Raw genomic sequence first — 20,072 nt, 5'->3', positions numbered from 1 at the left:
AATAGTTGATCTCTTTATAAATAATTTTTTCAACCAAACCATTGTCTTGTGTAAGGTCAGGTATTAATTAAAAGTTAGTAATATTTCGAAACACCTCATAGCATACTATTTTATCCGAGTAGCAACCGGTCTGGAAATATTGGTGAAAAAGCTAAAAGCCAACCTATCTTTTATTTTGTTAGTATATTAGCCCCTGATTTAAGGTTAATATTTCTTTGGCTAGCCCGAAATAATGTTTTAAAGTGGTTGCCGTTATTGTTGGATTGAATCTGTTGAAATTAACCCTGCTACATGCCTGTTTCTGAACACCCGATTTCTGCTAAACTGGAAGCTGCCCGTCGCGAGCTCCTGGACCTGAGTTTGCGCAATCCTTTGCTGAATTACCGGCCTTTAAAATCGCGGGGCTTAGAAGTAGTAAACGAAATACCCGCTACTGTTTTCCGGATATTGGTAAAAGAAGGCAAAGCCATGTCTTTTCTACCTATTAATGCCAAAACCGCGGTTACGCTCGGCGAACCAGCACTGGATATCCTGGCCGAAGAAGAACCCACCCCGGAACAAAGTGATAATAAACTGCAGACGAAAGAAACGCCGGCCAAACTAGATGGGCGGCTGCTCGATACTTACCACTCGGCCCGAATGTTTATGGAAGAGCAGGGCGTGAGTATTTTATATCTGGCGCTGGGCTCCTTAACCTGGTACGAAACCGAAAACGGTACCGATGGCCGGTCGGCTCCCCTGATTTTGGTGCCCGTAGAACTGGAGCGCACCACCGCCCGCGAGCGGTTTCAGGTACGCTATACCGGCGGCGAAATTGGTTCTAACCTGTCGCTTATTGCCCGTCTGAAGGCCGATTTTGATATTATTTTGCCGGAGTTGCCCGACACCGAAGAAATTAATGTGGGACAATATTTTGACGAGGTCTGGCGAAGAGTTGTCGGCCGTAAAGGCTGGGTTATTAATTCCAAGGCTATTTCGCTGGGCTTTTTCTCGTTTGGTAAGTTTATGATGTACAACGATCTGGACGAAATTAACTGGCCTGACACCGGTAAACCGCAGCACCACCGCATTCTGAACGCTTTGCTCCTGGATCAGGGTTTTACCGAACCCGCCTCGCATATTCCGGATGATGCCCACTTGGATGAATATTTAGCGCCGGCCACTACCCGCCAGGTTGTAGATGCCGATAGTTCCCAAACGCTGGCCATTCTGGACGTAAACCAGGGCCGCAACCTGGTGATACAAGGCCCGCCTGGTACCGGTAAATCCCAGACTATTACCAACTTAATTGCCGAAGCCTTAGGCCAGGGGAAAACCGTATTATTTGTGGCCGAAAAAATGGCGGCGCTGGAAGTGGTAAAACGGCGTTTAGATAAAGTGGGACTGGGGGTAGCCTGCCTGGAATTGCACAGCCACAAAACAAATAAAAAAGATTTATTGCAGGAGTTAAACCGCACCCTGGAACTGGGCAAACCTAAAACCCAAACCCTGGACAGCGACCTGAAACTGCTGGAGCAGGTGCGGAGCCGCCTGAACGATTATGCCGAAGCGGTAAATACGCCGGTAGGCGTAAGTGAACTCACGGTATATACTATTTTCGGCAGGCTCATGCAGCTTCGGAAAAAATATACCGGCATTGCGCTTCCGCAGTTAGTTTTGCCGGCGTTCCTGAACTGGACCCTGGATGAATTTAAAAGCCGGGAGGTGCTGGTAGCCGAAACGCAGGCTCGCCTGAAGCAAATTGGTCAGCCTTTAAACTTGTTATTCTGGGGCAGCGGGCGCCGCACTTTATTACCTTCGGAGCAGAACCGCCTGGAACCGGCCCTCGAAGCGGCCGCCACTGCTACCCAAACCTTACGGGAAGCCGCCGAACAACTGGCCTTGTCGCTTCGGCTGCCCACCCCGGAAACAATATCCGAGGCTGAAAATTTAAGTAAACTAACTTACCGCTTGCAACAGAGCCCCCGGTACCAGGGCATTCATTTGCTTTCGGAAGTCTGGCTGCAGCAGGCCGGTGATTTACAGAAACTAATAGGAGCCGGCAAGCAGGTAGCTGCCATTCGCCGGCAACACGAATCGGTGCTGTTGCCCGAAGCCTGGGAAGCCCCCGATATGTTAGCCATTCGCCAGGATTTAATGGCCTACGGAGATAAATGGTGGAAATTTTTATCGGGCCCTTACCGCCAAAGCAAAAAGAAACTAACCGGTTATACCCAAGCTGGCCTGCCCGCTGATAACGACGCGCAGCTAACGTTGGTAAACGCCGTGCTGGAGGCCCAGCGGCAACAGAAAATAGCCGATCAATACGCCAGCCTGGGGGCCACCGCTTTTGGTAAGCAGTGGCAAACCACGGCGGCTGACTGGGACCAGTTAGAAAAAGTGAGCCGCTGGGCCACTGCCCTGCACCAATCCGTTGAAAAAAATGAAATACCAGCTGCGGTTATATCCTACCTGGCGCAGGAACCAAATCTAACAAATCTAGAACCCTTGCGGCAAGCCCTGGAAGCGGCGTTACAAGAGCAAGCAGCGCGGCGGCTGGAAATATGCCAGTTACTGCAGTTGAACGATACCCAGCGGTTTGGGCCGGATAACGATTTGCGTAACCCTACTTTCCGGGAGCAGGAAGCTTTATTTCTGGTGTGGCGCCAGCACTTGGATGAACTGCACCAGGTAGTAGTCTGGAATAATTTAACGGACCGGCTGCAGCAAGCGGGCTTACAAGAAATCATTAACCTGGGGAATAAATGGCCCGAAGCCGCTAGTTATTTAACGGTAGCTTTTGAGCAAACCTGGCTGGAAGCCCTGCTGGAAAAAGCGTATGAGGAGCGCCCGGCCTTGCTGCATTTTGAGCGGGCGGGCCACGAAGAAGTGGTACAGCAATTCAGCCACCTCGATAATTTAATGCTGGCCTATAATCAAACCCGGCTAGCGGCTTTGCATTACCACCAGTTGCCCCTGCACGAAGCCGGCGGACAATTAGGAATATTACGGCGGGAGTTCGAAAAAAAATCGCGGCACCTGCCCATCCGGCAGCTAATGGCCAAAGCGGGCAAAGCCATCCAAACCATTAAACCGGTATTTATGATGGGGCCGCTTTCTATTGCCAATTTTCTGCCGCCCGAAAGCCTCCATTTCGATTTGGTTATTTTTGACGAGGCCAGCCAGGTAAAACCCGTAGATGCCTTGGGTGCTATACTGCGGGCCGGCCAGGTAGTAGTAGTCGGCGATAGCCGCCAGATGCCGCCCACCAGCTTTTTTGATGCATTGGTAAAGGAAGAGGAAGTAGAAGAAGAAAATTTTACCGCCGATGTAGAAAGCATTTTGGGTTTGTTTGCTGCCCAGGGGGCACCGCAACGGATGTTGCGCTGGCATTACCGTAGCCGTCATGAATCTTTAATTGCCGTATCGAACCAGGAATTTTACGAGAACCGGCTGGTTATTTTCCCGAGTCCGGATGCCGGACGAAAAAAGGCGGGTTTGGTATACCACCATTTGCCCGATACCTTTTACGACCGGGGTAAAACGCGCACCAACCCCCAGGAAGCTCAACGGGTAGCTGCCGCCATTATGGAACACGCTCGCACTTCACCCAATCTAAGTTTAGGCGTAGCCGCGTTTAGCATGGCCCAGATGCAGGCCATCATCAACCACCTGGAAATCCTACGCCGCGAAAATCCGGAACTGGAAAGCTATTTTATGGGGCACCCGAACGAACCATTCTTTATTAAAAACCTGGAGAATGTGCAAGGCGATGAGCGGGATGTAATATTTATTAGTATTGGTTACGGCCGCACCGAAGACGGACAATTAGCGATGAGCTTTGGGCCTTTAAACGGGGTAGGCGGGGAGCGCCGCCTGAACGTACTGATAACCCGGGCCCGCCTGCGCTGCGAAGTGTTTACCAATTTAAGTCCGGATGATATTGACCTGACGCGCACCCAGGCCCGCGGGGTGCAGGCTTTTAAAACTTTTCTCAGTTATGCCCAAAACGGCCAGTTACCTTTAACCGCCGGCAGTGCCGGTGACCTGGAATCGCCGTTTGAAGAACTGGTTTACGAAACCTTAACCAAAGCCGGTTACGAAGTGGCGGTGCAGGTTGGGTCGGCTGGTTTTTCGATTGATTTGGCCATTGTGCATCCGCAGCAGCCGGGCCGTTATTTATTAGGGATTGTGTGCGATGGCGCCAGCTACCACCAGGCCCGGACTGCCCGCGATCGCGACCGGCTGCGGCAATTGGTGCTCGAAGGTTTAGGCTGGCGTATTTACCGCCTCTGGAGCACCGATTGGTTCCGGAACCCCGAAGCCGAACAAAAACGATTATTGCGGGCCGTAGAAAAAGCATTGCAGGAAAATACCGAAGCCTTGCCCTCAATCCAAACCAGCGTACCGGCCGCTATCCCGCAGATACAGCGCGAGGAAGTAAAAGCACCGGCACCGGATAATACGTTGCCCCTTTACGAAATAGCCCCCTTAAAAATAAACCTGAATGGCCGTGAATTGCATGAAATGCCCATTGTTGAATTAGCCCATTATGTGCAGGAAATAGTAGAAGCCGAAAGCCCGGTGCACCAGCAGGAAGTGCTGGAGCGTATAGCCGCTGCGGCGCAGGTTAACCGTATTAGCCCGCGCCTGCGGCTGGCAGTAGATAAAGCCATTAGCCGGGCTGTGCAATCCGGTAAAATTAAACAGTTCGATCAGTTTTTGTGGCTGCCCGATATGCTGGTGGCCCCTTTACGCGACCGCAGTAACTTACCCGCTGATTCCCGCGATATAGAATTAATTTCGCCGGAAGAATTAAGTGGAGTCATCCGGAAAGCAGTGGGAGAAGCCTATGGGCTGCCGGAATTAGAGGTGGCGCCTGCCGTGACCCGGTTGTTGGGTTTTACCCGTTGCACCGATTATATTCGCGAGCGCATTGACCTGGTGGTGGAAGTTTTGCTACACGGAAATGAATTAATAAAACAAGGCGATCAGTTGTTACTGCCCCGGAGTAAATAAGTAAGCAGTTACTTTAATTAACTAAAAACAACCCCTTTAATACAACGTATGTGCTTTAAGTAATCAGGAGCCGACTTTGAACCCGCCTGTTCCGGATTTTTATTGCTGAAAGTGAAATGGATAAAGATCTAACCAATGTCGTCTCGCCGACGCATGCGCCCAAGCTGAAAGAGCTGGCCGCTACGGCTATATGCGGTAATGATATTACGTCTTCGTGTTTGTATGTTTCGGCGCTGGCCATTTTGTACGCCGGGCAACTGGCCTGGGTGGCTTTGCTGATTGTGGGGCTGGTACTTTTTCTGTTTCGGAAAATTTACGCCGAAGTAGTAGGCGCGTTGCCTTTAAACGGGGGCGCTTATAATGCGCTTTTAAATACTACCAGCAAACGCACCGCTTCGTTGGCGGCCTGTCTCACCCTCTTGTCGTATATGGCAACGGCTGTTATCTCCGCAACCGAAGCCATGCATTACGTGCATCATCTCTGGGAAAACCTACCCATTATACCTGCTACCATTGGGTTACTGGCTTTCTTTATGGGCCTGACAATCCTGGGCATTGGCGAATCGGCGATTGTGGCAATTGTTATATTTATAACCCATATTGTAACGCTTACCTTACTGGTACTGGTTGGAGGTATTTTTCTTTTCAATCATGGTTTCGATACCCTGGTATTAAATTATAGTCAGCCATTACAGGGGAGTATTTTCCAGGCTTTATTTTTTGGTTTTGCGGCGGCTATGCTGGGTATTTCGGGTTTTGAAAGCTCAGCTAATTTTGTGGAAGAACAGGCACCCGGCGTGTTTATCAAAACCCTGCGCAATATGTGGCTGGCCGTAACCATTTTTAACCCCTTAACTGCTTTTTTAGCCTTGGCCATTATTCCCATGACCGAAGTTGGTCCGCACCAGGAGGCTTTACTGGCTTATCTGGGCGAAATTGCCGGGGGAAGCTGGCTGGCCTGGCTTATTTCTGTAGACGCGGCCTTGGTACTGAGCGGCGCGGTTTTAACGTCTTACGTGGGCGTAACTGGCTTGGTGCACCGCATGACTCTGGACCGCTGCCTGCCGCAGTTTCTGTTAAAAACCAACAAGCGGGGTACGGCTTACCTGATTATTATTGGCTTTTTTATTTTGTGCGTCTCTATTTTGTTTATTACCGAAGGTAAAATAACCACACTGGCAGGCGTATATACCATTTCGTTTTTGGCGGTAATGGCTTTGTTTGGGGTGGGTAATCTGTTGCTGAAGTTTCGGCGGAACCGCTTACCCCGGCCTATCAGGGCACCCATTTTAACGGTGCTGTTAGCGGTTGTGGCGGTAATAGCCGCTTTGATTGGCAATGCCTTGCTGAACCCCGCCTACTTATGGGTATTCTTAAAATATTTTATTCCTACCATTGCGGTGGTATATATTATGCTTTACCGCATCAGCTTGCTGCGCTTATTAACGTACTTACTGCAGCGCGCCGAAAAGAAGCTGGGCTGGATGCTCCCGATTACCTCTTACAATTTAAAAAGACTGATTACCGATATCAACTCGCAGCAATTTGTGTTTTTTACCAAAGGCGATAACATTGCGAATATTAATAAAGTAATGCGCTACATTGAAGACAACGAAAATACCCGGCGCATTAAAATTGTTAATATTTTAACCGAAAATGAATCGCCGCCTAAAAAGCTGATGCACGAAGTAGATGTACTCGACCGCGCTTATCCCGACCTGGACGTAGATTTTATTATTATGAAAGGACATTTCGGGCCGGAGCTGATTCAGGAACTCTCGCGTAAATGGAATGTGCCTAAAAATTTCATGTTCATTGGTTCGCCCGGCGACCGCTTTCTGTACGGCGTTCAGGAACTAGGCGGGGTGCGTCTGGTTATTTAAGAAGCAATATAAGTTAGCAGCTTATAGATTGGTTAAATAACATGCCCAACTGGCTAAGGCAAGCCTGCCCACCTTCTCAGGTAGGGCAAATGAAAAATTGTGCTTCAGGCATGGGGGCTTAAAAGATAAGCGGTATAATATTTATTTTTTAATTAATAACCAGATAGTGTCTACGGCCTGCAAGTAAGGCGTGGGCCAACGGTTTAGCTGATTTTAAGCGCTTCTATCTGTTCGTCGGTAAGTAAAATATACCGGTTGTTATACGGGTTCGCGTAAAATTTTTCGGCAATAATATATTCCCCGGATTTAAGCTTGTGAATATTGTAGCTAAATAAACTATTCGATTTTTCAATTATTTTCTCCGTATTTCGCAGGTCGAATTTTTTTCCGCAGGTGGTGCTAATAATTTGGTTGTCATTAATTTCGGAGTTCATAAAAACGCGTTTCATTGATTATTTTTTATGGGCTTCTCTACGGAATATTTTTTAAAAGGATAAAATTAAAAAAGGTAAAATTCAGATGTTACCGGATTAACCAACTTTCGGCCCAAAGGTTTAAGAGATACGGTTAAATCAGCAATTAGGTATTTGGCACGTTTTTTAATAGGTACTAAACAGAAGTTCCACATTAGAAATTCTCTGTTTAACCCTAAAAAAAGACCATCATGAAAAAGATTTTTTACCTCCTCGGTTTGGTGCTCCTGGCTTTCCCGTTTTACGGGGCATCGGCGCAAAATATTAAAGTTGGCATTAAGGGCGGCTACAATGCCGCTAATTGGGAAGGCGATGCCATGGATAATTTCCAGAGCATTGTACAATTATCGAACGGATATGCCAATACCGAAATGCGTTCTGGTTTTCATGCGGGTGCTTTCCTGAGTGTGCCCGTAACCTCCTTCTTTACCATCGAACCAGGTGCTTATTATTCCCAGAAAGGTATGCGTTTAACCGGACAGCTTTCGTCGGAAAAGCTGGACTTTTTAGATTTACGCGCTACGCTAACAAATAAAGCCGAGTACGTGGATGTGCCTTTGCTGGCGAAGTTTTATGTAGCCGATGGCTTCCATATTTACGGTGGCCCGCAAATGTCTTTCCTGGTTTCGAATAAAATTAATGTGCGGGCCGGTGCCTTTGGGTTAAACATGCTGAATACCGATATTAATTTTGATAGCCAGATCCGGAAAACCGATGTGGGCCTGGTAGGTGGGGTTGGCTACCGCTTTGCCAATAGATTAAATTTAACCGGCGGCTACGACTATGGCCTGAATACCGTTGATAAAGGTGGCAACCTGAATACTTATAACCGAGTTATTAAAGTATCGATGGGTTTTGAGTTTTAGGCTGGTTTAATTTTATTGAAGATTGCTTTTACCAAAAAGCCACGCTTGCAAGCGTGGCTTTTTGCTTTTAAAGGGAAATAACTTTTTTGATTTATTTAATTTTTACTGATTAGCTGAGGCGCCAGAGAAAAGGAATAGCGGTAGAATAATTATACAGAATGCTAAGAACTTCTTAGGAGTTAGGTGTTTGGTATTCTTAATGAAGTGCCTTTTCGAGAGTTGGTATTTTAACCAAATTAATGATTTGTTTAAATATTGTACTTAATGCTTAACAGGAAGGTTTTTCTTTGAAACAAGCTAAATAGTTGAATATGAATTTTGATGCTACAATATTTTCAATACGTATTTGTTTGTAATATTTTTATATTAAGATATTTAATATTATTTTTGAATATCAAAAATATTATATCTATAAAACAGAAAAATAACAACTTGTCATAAGCCTTATATGAAAAAAATCTACTTCTCTTTTTCTACTCTTTTATCCATTTCAGTTACCCGTGAGGCGTAACCAAGCATCTGCTAATTTTTTATAAGAGGAATAATTAAATGCTAACCTTTTGGGCAGCGATCAGATAGTTCATGTCTGATGGTAGGGCTGCCATTCAGATTGATACAAGATAGAAAAAATGATTCTTAAAACTTTAAAGGTATATAAACTCCTTTTGGGGTTGGCAATTCTTTTTATTTCGCCTGGTTCTTGGGCGCAGACTATTTCTACGGTAGCGGGCAACGGCACTTCCATCTTAGCAGGTAATGGACCTTCGTCGTATTTAATGCACGATGGTGGTCTGGCTACCAATGCCTCAATATCGTTGCCTTTAGGTGTAGCAGCCGACCAATATGGCAATATTTTTATTGCCGATTTTCATGCTAATTCTGTTCGGAAAGTAAATGCCGGTACCGGTATTATTAGCACGGTAGCGGGTAACGGTACGGCTGGTTCTACGGCTGGTGGGGGCTTAGCTACGCAAACACCCCTGAATGGCCCTACCGATGTAGCCGTTGATGCAAACGGCAATTTGTATATTCTGGATATTGGCAATAACTGTATCTGGAAAGTAAATGCAAGCGATGGCATAATAAACAAAATAGAAACCTTTACTAGCAGTTTCGCTACGGAAGGCGATATAACTTTAGACGCGGCAGGTACTGTTTATTATGCTAAAACTAACCGGGTTATGAAAGTAAATGCCAATGGCCCGCCGATCAAAATAGCAGGAAATGGAACCGGTGGTTACAGTGGCGACGGTGGTTTAGCAGTTAATGCTTTGGTAAAGGATGTGGGAGGAATAGCTGTAGATACCGACGGCAATATTTATATCTCTGGCGATAACCGCATCCGGAAAATAAATGCCAGCAATGGAATTATTCAAACGATTGCTGGAAATGGCACTGCAGGTTACAGCGGCGATGGCGGCTTAGCCGTTAATGCGCTATTAAAAAGTGGTGCAATTGCACTAGATGCAAATAACAATATTTACCTAACCGAAGGAACCAATAACCGTGTTCGGAAAATTAATGCCAGCAATGGTATTATCAGTACCATTGCCGGTAACGGTCCCAGTGGTTTTATCTCAAGTGATGGCATATCTGGCTACAAAGGTGATGGTGGTTTAGCTACGAATGCCTGGTTGAATATTCCTTCGAATATTGCCGTAGACCAGAATCAAAATATTTACATTGCCGATATTTACAATTTCCGGATCCGTAAAATTACAAACCAGATTGGGCCTGGCATTATTACTCAGCCAGTTGCTGCAATTGTCAATGCCGGAGAAAATACCGGGTTTACAGTAGTGGCAGAAGGAACCGGTTTGACTTATCAATGGCAGGTATACACTGGAGACGGAACTTACACCAATATTACCGACGGTGGTGTTTATGCTGGTACCACAACTGCTAACCTTAATATTAAACAGGTTACAGGTGCTATGAATGGGTACCGTTACCGGGTACAGGTAAGCAATGGCAATACCAGAATTTCTGCGAGTGCTTCTCTTACTGTTAATTTACCTGTCGTTGATAATATTTCTGTTTGGCAAGTAGTAGGGAAATCTGGTTTTTCTGTTGGACAGGCTGATTATATTAGCTTGGTACTGGATGCAAAAGGTATCCCATATGTGGTTTATACAGACAAAGAGAACGGGGATAAAGCTACCGTTCAGAAGTATAGCAATAATAATTGGGAATATGTTGGTTCCGCTGGGTTTTCAGCCGTACGAGCTTCTTCTACCAGTATAGCGCTGGATGCAAAAGGAACCCCCTATGTGGTTTATGTGGATGCCGTAAGTTTTTCGAACGAGACAAATAGTCAACAAGCGAATGTTAAGAAATTTGACGGCAGTAATTGGGTAGACGTTGGTACACCAGGGATTTCAGCGGGAATTGCTGGTCATACCAGGTTAGCGTTGGATACCAACGGCACGCCTTTTATAGTATATAGGGATTATGCAAATAATTACAAAGCTACAGTAAAAAAGTTTGACGGCAGCAATTGGGTAGACGTTGGCATACCTGGTTTTTCATCCATGATGGCTGATTATACTACCATAGCGGTTGATGTTAATAATACTCCGTTTGTGGCTTATAGCGAAGATGGAAAAGGTAGCAGGGCTACGGTTAAGAAGTTTAACGGAAGTAGCTGGATTGATGTTGGTTCACCCAGTTTCTCAGCGGGGCGGGCAGAAGGTATCAGTTTAGTGCTGGATGCAAACGGCAATCCTTTTGTAGCATATAAAGACTATGCAAATGGTTATAAAGCCACGGTAAAAAAGTTTAATGGCAGCAATTGGGAAGATGTTGGTTTGCCCGGATTTTCAGCTGGAGAGATAGTGTGGGCCAGCTTAGCCCTAAGTACGAATGGGACTCCTTTTGTAGCCTATTTAGATGTAGCCAATGGAGCTAAAGCTACGGTAAAAAAGTTTAACGGCAGTAGCTGGGTGGACGTTGGTACGCCTGGATTTAGTGCAGGTCAGGCCTACTTCACTAGTCTGGCGCTGGATACGAATGATACTCCTTTTGTTGCTTATAGCGATTATGGAAATAATGGTGCTAGGACTACAGTAATGAAATTTAACAGCGCGATACCAACTACCCCAACTGTAACTGGAGCAGCTAACTGCGGCCCAGGTGCCGTAACCTTAACTGCAACTGGTGCTGCAGATGGTAATTACCGCTGGTATACCACTGCCGCCGCTGGTTCTCCTATTTCATCAGCTACAAATGCAACCTTTACTACACCTGAATTAGAGGCAACCAAAACCTATTATGTATCTGTTGTAAATGGTACTGATGAAAGTGAAAGGGTTGCGGTAACTGCTACCATCAATCCCATACCTGTTGTTCCGGTTGTAACACCAAATTTTTCCTTTTGTCAAGGTGCCACTGCTACTGCATTATCAGCTATGGGGAATAACCTGAAGTGGTATACTACAGCGACTGGAGAAACAACTTTAGCAACTGCTCCAATACCAAATACGACTACTACAGGCATTACAGAATATTATGTATCGCAAACCGTAAATAGCTGCGAAAGCCAAAGAGTCAAAATAGCTGTAACGGTAACTGCTTCACCAGTCGTTAACCTCGAAGGCATTAAGGAAGTTTGTAGCACAGTTAGTAATTTAGTTTTAACTGGAGGCCAACCAGCAGGAGGTATTTATTCTGGCTCAGGAGTTAACAATGGTATATTCGATGCGACTGAAGCCGGTGTTGGTACTCATCTCATAACTTATAGCTTTACCGATGCCAATGGTTGTACATCTTCTGCGGTTCAGAATATTACCGTTGCAACCTGTACCAATAATAAAGCAATAGAGGTAATTTCGAATTTAATCCTTTCCCCTAATCCAACAACCGGAGAAGTCAGGGTTAAAGCAACTGTTCAGGAAAAAACTGATTTAGTAGTTAAAGTAATAAGCTTGGATGGAAAGATAGTTTTGGAGAAGAAATTCCCAAATGTTGAAGGAGAATTTGATAAAGTTATTGATCTGAAAGGGATAGCAAGAGGAATCTATTTGCTGCAGAATATTACGGATAGAGGAATGGTTAAAAAACGGTTGGTTATAGAATAAAGTAAACTTCTCTATTTATAATATATAATAATGGGGGTTCGGGTATTTGCCTGAACCCCCTTTTGTTTGGTTATATATTTTTGCTAAATAAAATCACAGATTTTTTGGCCCACCTCCGTCGTGCTCATAAATTTATCCGGATTAATATCTTTCGTAACGTAGCCAAAATTCAGGGCTTCTTCTACGGCGTGGCGGATGATTTTGCCTTCGGCCATTAAGTTAAAAGAGGTTTCGAGGAGGGTAGCAGCGGAAAGAACAGCCGCCATGGGGTTGGCAATATTCTGGCCGGCAGCTTGCGGGTACGAGCCGTGGATAGGTTCGTACAGAGCTACCTGGTTGCCCACCGAAGCCGATGGCAACATGCCCAAAGAGCCTGTAATAACCGAAGCTTCGTCTGTTAAAATATCGCCGAACATATTTTCGGTTAAAATAACATCGAAGCGGCGCGGATTTTGGATGAGGGCCATGGCGGCATTATCAACAAACATCAGTTCCAGCTCAATTTCGGGGTGTTCGGCAGCATACTTTTGTACTACTTCGCGCCACAGCCGGGACGTTTCCATTACGTTGGCTTTATCTACTAAGGTAACTTTTTTGCGGCGTTTGGCAGCGGCTTCAAAAGCCAGTTTGGTAATGCGGTATATTTCGTCGTGGGTATAGGTGCAGGTATCGTAAGCGCTTAAGCGATCATCCGAACGACCTTTCTTTCCAAAGTAGCTCCCGCCTGTTAATTCCCGGAACACCACAAAATCTACACCTTCTACTATTTCGCGCTTCAGCGGTGAGGCATCGGCCAGGGCTTTAAAAGTATTTACCGGCCGAATGTTGGCGTACAAGCCCAGCGCTTTGCGCATGGCCAGTAAGCCTTGCTCGGGACGTACGGGGGCAGTAGGGTCGTTGTCGTATTTGGGGTGGCCAATGGCGCCAAATAATATAGCATCGGCCGATTGGCAAAGTTGCAAAGTTTCATCCGGAAAAGGGTTGCCGGTTTCGTCAATGGCAATAGCGCCTACCAAACCTTCTTCAAACGTGAATTGGTGGTCGAAAACTTCGCCTATTTTTTTTAGCACCTGTACCGCTACAGCGGTTACCTCGGGCCCGATACCATCGCCGGGCAATACAGCAATTCGTTTATTCATAAGGGTATATCTCTTTACTTTTGGTACTGGGCGGTAAAATTAAGGAGTTTTAATAATTCCATCCGAATAAAACCCGAAATTGTTAGGTACATACCTTTTAGAAATTAGAATCCGGATAAATTTAAGGTGGTTACTTGTTGTTGGCGTTAGTGCAGCATTGTTTGACTAGATAGGCTTAAATTAATTACTTTTTTATCTGGCTAATATTGTTGTTTTATTAAAAGTTCATATATTTAATTAAGCTTTTGTAAAAAAATAGCAGAAGTTTAAAAAAATAATTTTAGTTTAAGGCTTTAATTGGTAGGTTACTGATCCGCCGTTATTACCACGCGAAATATTGCCGGAATTTGCTGTTTTTCCGGTAATTTTTATTAGCTTGAAGAGTAGGGTACTGGTTCTGCTGAATTAATGGAGATGTAAACAACTTATTAAATAAAAAGACAAAATAAATTTAATCCACCAAATAGCCTTTACGGCTGAATTGAATTCATTTCAAATTAAACTTAAGAAACATATCGTTCTATTTCCTGTCTTATGACTTCACCTAAAGCAAATTCAAGACGTAACTTTTTAAAAACTTCGGTGGCGGCTTTGGCCGGCATTACTATTGTGCCCCGCCACGTGTTGGGCGGACCTGGTTACCTGGCACCAAGCGATCATCTTACCAAGGGAATTATTGGCGTTGGTTCGATGGGGCGCGGCCACATTGAGTATGCCGGTACCAAGGTGGTGGCTATTTGTGATGTAGAGAAAAAGCACCTGAAACTGGCCTTAGATAAAATTGGCAGCACCGTTAAAACCTTTTCGGATTACCGCGAGCTTATTCAGTTACCCGAGGTAGATATTGTGCACATTGCCACACCGCCGCACTGGCACGGCATAATGGCCGCCGATGCCGCCCGGGCCGGTAAAGACATCTGGTGTGAAAAGCCCATGACCCGCACCATTGGCGAAGGCAAACGGGTAGTAGAAGCCGTACAGCAGCACGGCCGGATATTCCGGTTAAACACCTGGTTCCGTTTTTCCGATACCTTCTATGGCATGGGTACCACCGTTAAACCAATTAAAAAATTAGTGGAAAGCGGTTTACTGGGCTGGCCTCTGAAAGTAACCGTAGGTGCTACTACCGGCTACGACTGGAAATTTTACTGGGTAGGCAAAACCGACCTCGACCCAATGCCGGTACCCGATACTTTAGATTACGAGGCGTGGTTAGGACCCGCACCTTACAAACCGTATAACGCGCACCGGGTACACCAAACTTTCCGCGGTTACTGGGATTACGATGGCGGTGGCTTGGGCGATATGGGCCAGCACTACCTCGATCCGGTGCAATATTTTCTGGGCAAAGACAATACCAGCCCCGTATCGGTAGAAATTGACGCCCCGCAGCAACACACCGATGCCGTGGGAACCTGGCGCCGCATTACTTACACCTACGACGATGGCTGCCAGATTATTCTGGACGGCGAAGGCAAAGACACCAATGCCGCTTATATCGAAGGCCCGAATGGTAAATTGTATCCGGGCTTCCGCTCTACTATTCCGGACCTGGAGAAAAAGTTAGCTGCTTTCCCGGACCCGCAACCGCAGGTAACCGATTTTGTGGATGCCGTTAAGAACCGCAAGAAGTTTGCCCTGAACGAAGAAAACGGTCATCGTTCCTGCACCATTGTAAATATTGGTTTGGCTGCCTTAAAATTGGGCCGCTCGCTTAAGTACGATCCGGTAAAGCAGGAATTTATTAACGATGAAGGCGCAAACCGTTTAATTAACCAGCCGATGCGCGCGCCATTCCTTATTTAAAAGTCAGGTGCTGTAGAAATATTAAAATTTATATCCGATAAATTGCCTTACATGAGAAAAATATTTGCCAATTTGTTATGCCTGTTGCTGCTCACAGGACCCGTACTGGCCCAGACAAAAACAGATAATCGTACCCTTACCACCCGTATTGCCGATGTATTGGCCTTGTTTCCGGCCAACGATGCTGCCCAGCTAAAGAGTAACATAAATGAAATCAGCGCCATGGGTGAACCCGGTATTCTGGGTATGGCCAAAATGCTGGTTACGCCCGAAAAAGGCGATAATACCAAAATCGAATATGCGCTGGGTGGTTATTCTTATTATGTTTCGCAGGGTAACCAGGAAGCTTTACGCACCATGGCGGCTAATGCCTATATAAAGGCGCTGGATGAGGTGACCGATCCGGTAAACAAAACTTTTATTATTACCCAACTGCAAATGGTGGGTAAAGACGAGGCCGTACCTGCCTTGGCTAAAATACTAACCACCGAGCAGTTTTGCGGTCCAGCGGCCCGGGCTTTGGTAAAAATAAACACACCGGCTGCTCAAACTGCTTTGCTTACGGCTTTAAAAAGCGCCCAGGGCAATTGCCAGTTATCGTTTGTAGAGGCGCTGGGCGATGCCCGTGCCAAAGGTGCCGTAGCCGAAATAAACCAACTGGCTACCAATAATAACCCTAACCTGAAAAAAGTAGCGCTTTTTGCCTTGGCTAATATTGGTGAGCCGGCTTCGGAAGCGGTACTGGCCAGTGAAGCCGAAAAAGCCGGTTTAGTTTACCATAATGCCAATGCTACTGCCGCTTATCTGCGCTGGATGGAAAGTATGATGGCCGCCGGTAATAAAGACCAGGTAGGAAAAGCCGCACAAACTTTATTAAGCAAAGCTACCCAGGTTAACCAAATGCATACCCGTATTGCGGCGCTGAATTATTTAGCGACCGTGCAGGGCGAAAACAGCATGCCTTTATTGTTAGCCGCTGCCACCGATAAAAACCAGGCTTACCGGGTAAATGCTTTAAAACACGCTGCGGCAATAAAAGGCAGTGGCCAAACCCAGCAATGGTTAACTACCCTCAAAAAAGCTGAACCCGCGGCACAAGCCGATATTATTAATATGCTGGGCAACCGGCAGGATGCTGCCGCGTTGGGGGCAGTAACCAAAGCTTTAAAAAGTAAAAACCCGCAGGTGAAAATTGCGGCTATTACCGCTGCTGGTAAAATTGGTCAGCAAGAGGCACTGCCAGCCATTTTAAAAACAATGCGGAAAGCCGATTCCACCGTAGTAACAGCCGCCCAAACTGCTATCCTGACCATGAAAGGTGATAACGTGGTGACGCAGGTTGCCGATGCTTTACCTAAAATGAAGACACCGGCCAAAGTGGCCCTGCTCCAAGTACTCGGTTCCCGCAAAGCTACCCCGCAGATTAATGTAGTGCTGGAGCAAACCAAGAGCAAAGATGCAGTAATAGAACTGGCGGCCCTGAATGCAGTAAAGAATATGGCTACCCAGGAGCATTTACCAGCATTGTACCAGCTGTTGGCAAGTGCTAATACCCCCGAAGAAGTAGCTGCCATGCAGGAAGGTATTTATAATGCCCTGACCGATGTGAAGGATAAAGGACAGCAAACCGATATGGTTTTGGCTCAAATGGCCCAGGCCCCGGCCGGTAAGAAAAACCTTTACTATAATGTACTGGGCAGAATTGGTGGTAAAAAAGCTTTACAAACCGTAGCTGCCGATTTTAAAAGTGGTGACGAGGAAACCAAAAAAGCTGCCTTTGCCGCTCTGGGCAAATGGAATGATTTTTCAGCGGCCAGCGAATTGTTAAATATTGCCCAGGCCAATGCCGGTTCACCTTACTTCGACCAGGCTTTGCGCGGCTATGTGCGCCAGGTAAGCACCGCTAAATTTCCGGGCGAGCAGAAACTATTGCTGTTAATCAAGGCCCTGGATATTGCGCAGTCGAACGAACATAAAAATTTAATTCTGCGGGAAGTAGGCCGCAGCCATACTTATTTGTCGTTGTTAACCGCGGCTAAATATTTAGATGACGCTGCCCTGCAGCAAGCCGCCGCCAATTCGGTAATTAATATTGCTTTGGGTAATAAAGCGGTTTTTGGTAACGATGTGCGCGAGTACCTGAACAAGGCCATGAATGTATTGCGTGGGGCCGAGGTGGAATATACCAAAGCCAACGTTCGGAAACTCCTGGACGAAATGCCAAAAGATGCAGGTTTTGTGTCTATGTTTAACGGCAAAGATTTAACCGGCTGGAAAGGCTTGGTAGCCGACCCAATTAAGCGTTCGAAAATGGATGCCAAGACCCTGGCTGCTGCGCAGGCAAAAGCCGATGAGCAGATGCGCCAGGACTGGGCCGTAAAGAATGGCGAAATCATGTTTGTGGGCAAAGGCTACGATAACCTGACTACTATTAAAAAATACGGTGATTTCGAAATGCTGATAGACTGGAAAATTTACGACGACGGTAAAGGCGAAGGTGATGCCGGTGTTTATTTGCGGGGTACACCGCAGGTACAAATGTGGGATACCTCCCGCGTAAAAGTAGGTGCCCAGGTAGGTTCCGGTGGCCTGTACAACAACAAAGTACACCCCAGCAAACCGCTTAAAGTAGCCGATAACCCACTGGGTGAATGGAATAATTTCCGGATACTAATGCAGGGCGACCGCGTAACCGTTTATTTAAACGGCGAACTGGTAACGGACAACGTAATCCTGGAAAACTTCTGGGACCGAAATATGCCAATATTCCCCGAAGAGCAGATAGAACTGCAGGCCCACGGTTCGCCGGTAGGTTACCGCAATATTTATATCCGCGAAATTCCACGGCCAGAGCCCTTTAAACTAAGTGCCGCTGAGAGGAAAGAAGGCTATAAAGTTTTATTCGACGGAACAAACATGCACGAGTGGATGGGTAATACCACCGATTACACCATTGCCGAAGGCAACATGGTCGTGGATCCCAAACCCGGCAGCCGCGGTAACCTGTATTCCAAAGACCAGTACAGCGATTTTGTTTTCCGGTTCGAGTTTAAATTAACGCCGGGTGCTAATAATGGCTTGGGTATCCGGGCGCCATTAGAAGGCGACGCTGCTTATACCGGTATTGAGCTGCAAATTCTGGATAATGACGCCGATATTTACAAGAGCCTGGAAAAATACCAGTACCATGGTTCGGCCTACGGTATTCTGGCTGCTAAACGTGGTTATTTAAAGCCGCTAGGCGAGTGGAACTACCAGGAAGTAATTGTAAAAGGTCCGAAAATCAAAGTAATCCTGAACGGGACTACTATTCTGGACGGCGACTTAACCGAAGCGCGTAAAAACGGCACCTTGGATAAAAAAGACCATCCGGGTATTCACCGCAACACTGGTCATATTGCCTTCCTGGGTCACGGTTCCAAACTAGCCTTCCGGAATATCCGGATTAAAGATTTAAGCAAAAACAGCAATACTAAAACTACGAGCACCGCAAAAGCGCAGCTATAAATATTAGGCGAAAGAGTACCTTTGCCGGAGCATCTCTTTAAGAGAAATTTAATCCGGTAAGAGACACCTTTCTGAATCTGGTTAATACCTTAACTAATGCCATTAAACAGGCAACTTGCTGGCCAAGAGCCCCAAGTGCCGGTTTAATGGCATTCTTATTTTAAGCTATTGCCATTACTGATGGGGTGAAATTACTACCGCTGCAACTACTATATTTTGTAATCCCAAAGAAGAAACCGGTAAGTGCCCCTCCTATACTGGACTTTCAACCTCCTGCCCCAGCAGTTACTCGCTCTTATGGGGTATCAGTATCTTCTTCAATATTATATACATGAGCTAAACCTTTAATTTGCAAAAGCAACTTTGTCTTTTGTGTAATATTAAAAAAATTATATTAAAGATATACCAGTTTTGATTTGCTTTGTAGAAAGAAAGGTACGCAACGGGAGCAGATCGAATCGTTGGCTTTTACTAATCCTAGTGTAGGATACTGATAAGTAATTAATACTTAATGGTTTTTAGAATAAAATTCAGTATTAATCCTCTCATAAATTATTGTCCTTAATTTTAGAAATGCTCGTAGAACTAGGCTACTAATTATAATTACAACTTAATTAAGTTAAATTTATGAAAAGAAGATGGATTTCAGCTTTAGCTGTTGCTTTTTTATTTCCTTCTGCCTTGCTATTTGCATCTAACGGCGATAAAGGTAAAACGATTAACCAGCCTGCCCAAACAACCGGTGGCACTACTGCCGGGGGGACAACTGCCGGCGGAACTACCAGCGGTGGCTCTACAACAACCGGAACTACCGCGGGCACCACTTCTGGTAGAACGACTACCGGCACCACGGCTGGCCGCTCTAATTCCGGAACAACAGCAGGCACAACTACCGGTACTACTGCGGGCACCAGAACTGGCACCACTGCCGGAAGAACTACCAACGGTACTACATCTGGAACCACCACAACAGGAACTACCCGTGGCACTACAGCCGGTACTACTGCTGGTAGAACCACTAGCGGAACCAGATCTGGCGGAACTACCACCGGTACCACAGCCGGCCGTTCGACCTCTGGAACGACTGCGGGCACCACAACCGGTACTACCAGTGGTACAACTGCTGGCGGTAGAACCACAACAGGCACTACTTCCGGCAGAACTACTGCCGGTTCTACCAGCGGTACAACCAGTGGAGGTTCTACAGGAGGTTCTACTTCCGGCTCAACAACCGGTGGTAAATAATTAAATTATTAAATTTAGGTTAACAAAAAAGCAACCAAGGTAATGTACTTGGTTGCTTTTTTGTTTTATTACTTTCTTA

At 46.0% G+C, this 20,072-nt stretch carries 10 protein-coding genes; 7 read left to right on the top strand and 3 right to left on the bottom strand.

Annotated elements, in window-relative coordinates; translation table 11 throughout:
• Positions 1–291: 291 nt before the first annotated feature.
• The gene (gene proA / locus AAE02nite_RS25740; protein ID WP_146905637.1) at positions 292–4,998 is read left to right on the top strand and encodes an anti-phage protein ProA; all 4,707 of its coding nucleotides are present in this window, start codon (positions 292–294) and stop codon (positions 4,996–4,998) included.
• Positions 4,999–5,114: 116 nt separating this feature from the next.
• Positions 5,115–6,881: an APC family permease gene (locus tag AAE02nite_RS25735; protein WP_146905634.1), complete on the top strand. Its 1,767-nt coding sequence runs from the start codon at positions 5,115–5,117 to the stop codon at positions 6,879–6,881.
• Positions 6,882–7,084: 203 nt separating this feature from the next.
• On the opposite strand, the gene AAE02nite_RS25730 is transcribed toward AAE02nite_RS25735, so the two are convergent.
• Positions 7,085–7,330, bottom strand: coding sequence for a hypothetical protein (locus AAE02nite_RS25730; protein ID WP_146905631.1), 246 nt, complete (start codon positions 7,328–7,330; stop codon positions 7,085–7,087).
• A 215-nt stretch (positions 7,331–7,545) separates the two neighbouring features.
• Here AAE02nite_RS25730 and AAE02nite_RS25725 point away from each other — a divergent pair, with 215 nt between their 5' ends.
• Positions 7,546–8,220 carry a porin family protein gene (locus AAE02nite_RS25725; RefSeq protein ID WP_146905628.1) on the top strand — a complete coding sequence of 225 codons (675 nt, stop codon included), beginning with the start codon at positions 7,546–7,548 and terminating at the stop codon, positions 8,218–8,220.
• A gap of 580 nt (positions 8,221–8,800) precedes the next feature.
• Here the strand turns inward: AAE02nite_RS25725 and AAE02nite_RS26805 are convergent.
• Positions 8,801–9,070: a hypothetical protein gene (locus tag AAE02nite_RS26805; protein ID WP_246151261.1), complete on the bottom strand. Its 270-nt coding sequence runs from the start codon at positions 9,068–9,070 to the stop codon at positions 8,801–8,803.
• Here AAE02nite_RS26805 and AAE02nite_RS25720 point away from each other — a divergent pair.
• Positions 8,997–12,296, top strand: coding sequence for an NHL domain-containing protein (locus AAE02nite_RS25720; RefSeq protein ID WP_262713480.1), 3,300 nt, complete (start codon positions 8,997–8,999; stop codon positions 12,294–12,296). The genes AAE02nite_RS26805 and AAE02nite_RS25720 overlap by 74 nt on opposite strands.
• Positions 12,297–12,379: 83 nt before the next feature.
• Here the strand turns inward: AAE02nite_RS25720 and leuB are convergent, their stop codons facing one another.
• Positions 12,380–13,435, bottom strand: a complete 1,056-nt coding sequence (leuB, locus tag AAE02nite_RS25715) for a 3-isopropylmalate dehydrogenase (protein WP_146905622.1) — start codon at positions 13,433–13,435, stop codon at positions 12,380–12,382.
• 534 nt (positions 13,436–13,969) lie between these two features.
• Here leuB and AAE02nite_RS25710 point away from each other — a divergent pair.
• From AAE02nite_RS25710 to AAE02nite_RS25700, 3 genes are all read left to right on the top strand, one after another.
• Entirely contained in the window at positions 13,970–15,241 is a 1,272-nt protein-coding gene (locus AAE02nite_RS25710; RefSeq protein WP_146905618.1) for a Gfo/Idh/MocA family oxidoreductase, read from the top strand.
• A gap of 51 nt (positions 15,242–15,292) precedes the next feature.
• Positions 15,293–18,748 (top strand): 3-keto-alpha-glucoside-1,2-lyase-like domain-containing protein, encoded by a 3,456-nt coding sequence (locus tag AAE02nite_RS25705; protein WP_146905615.1) that lies wholly within the window; start codon positions 15,293–15,295, stop codon positions 18,746–18,748.
• Between the two features lie 627 nt (positions 18,749–19,375).
• On the top strand, positions 19,376–19,993 hold the full coding sequence (locus AAE02nite_RS25700) for a hypothetical protein (RefSeq protein ID WP_146905612.1): 618 nt from the start codon (positions 19,376–19,378) through the stop codon (positions 19,991–19,993).
• Positions 19,994–20,072: the final 79 nt, after the last annotated feature.

The organism is Adhaeribacter aerolatus (assembly GCF_007991635.1).
In the GTDB taxonomy this organism is placed as follows: Bacteria; Bacteroidota; Bacteroidia; order Cytophagales; family Hymenobacteraceae; genus Adhaeribacter; species Adhaeribacter aerolatus.
Note: the sequence above shows the minus strand (reverse complement) of the source record. Positions and strands in the feature narration are given on the sequence as shown.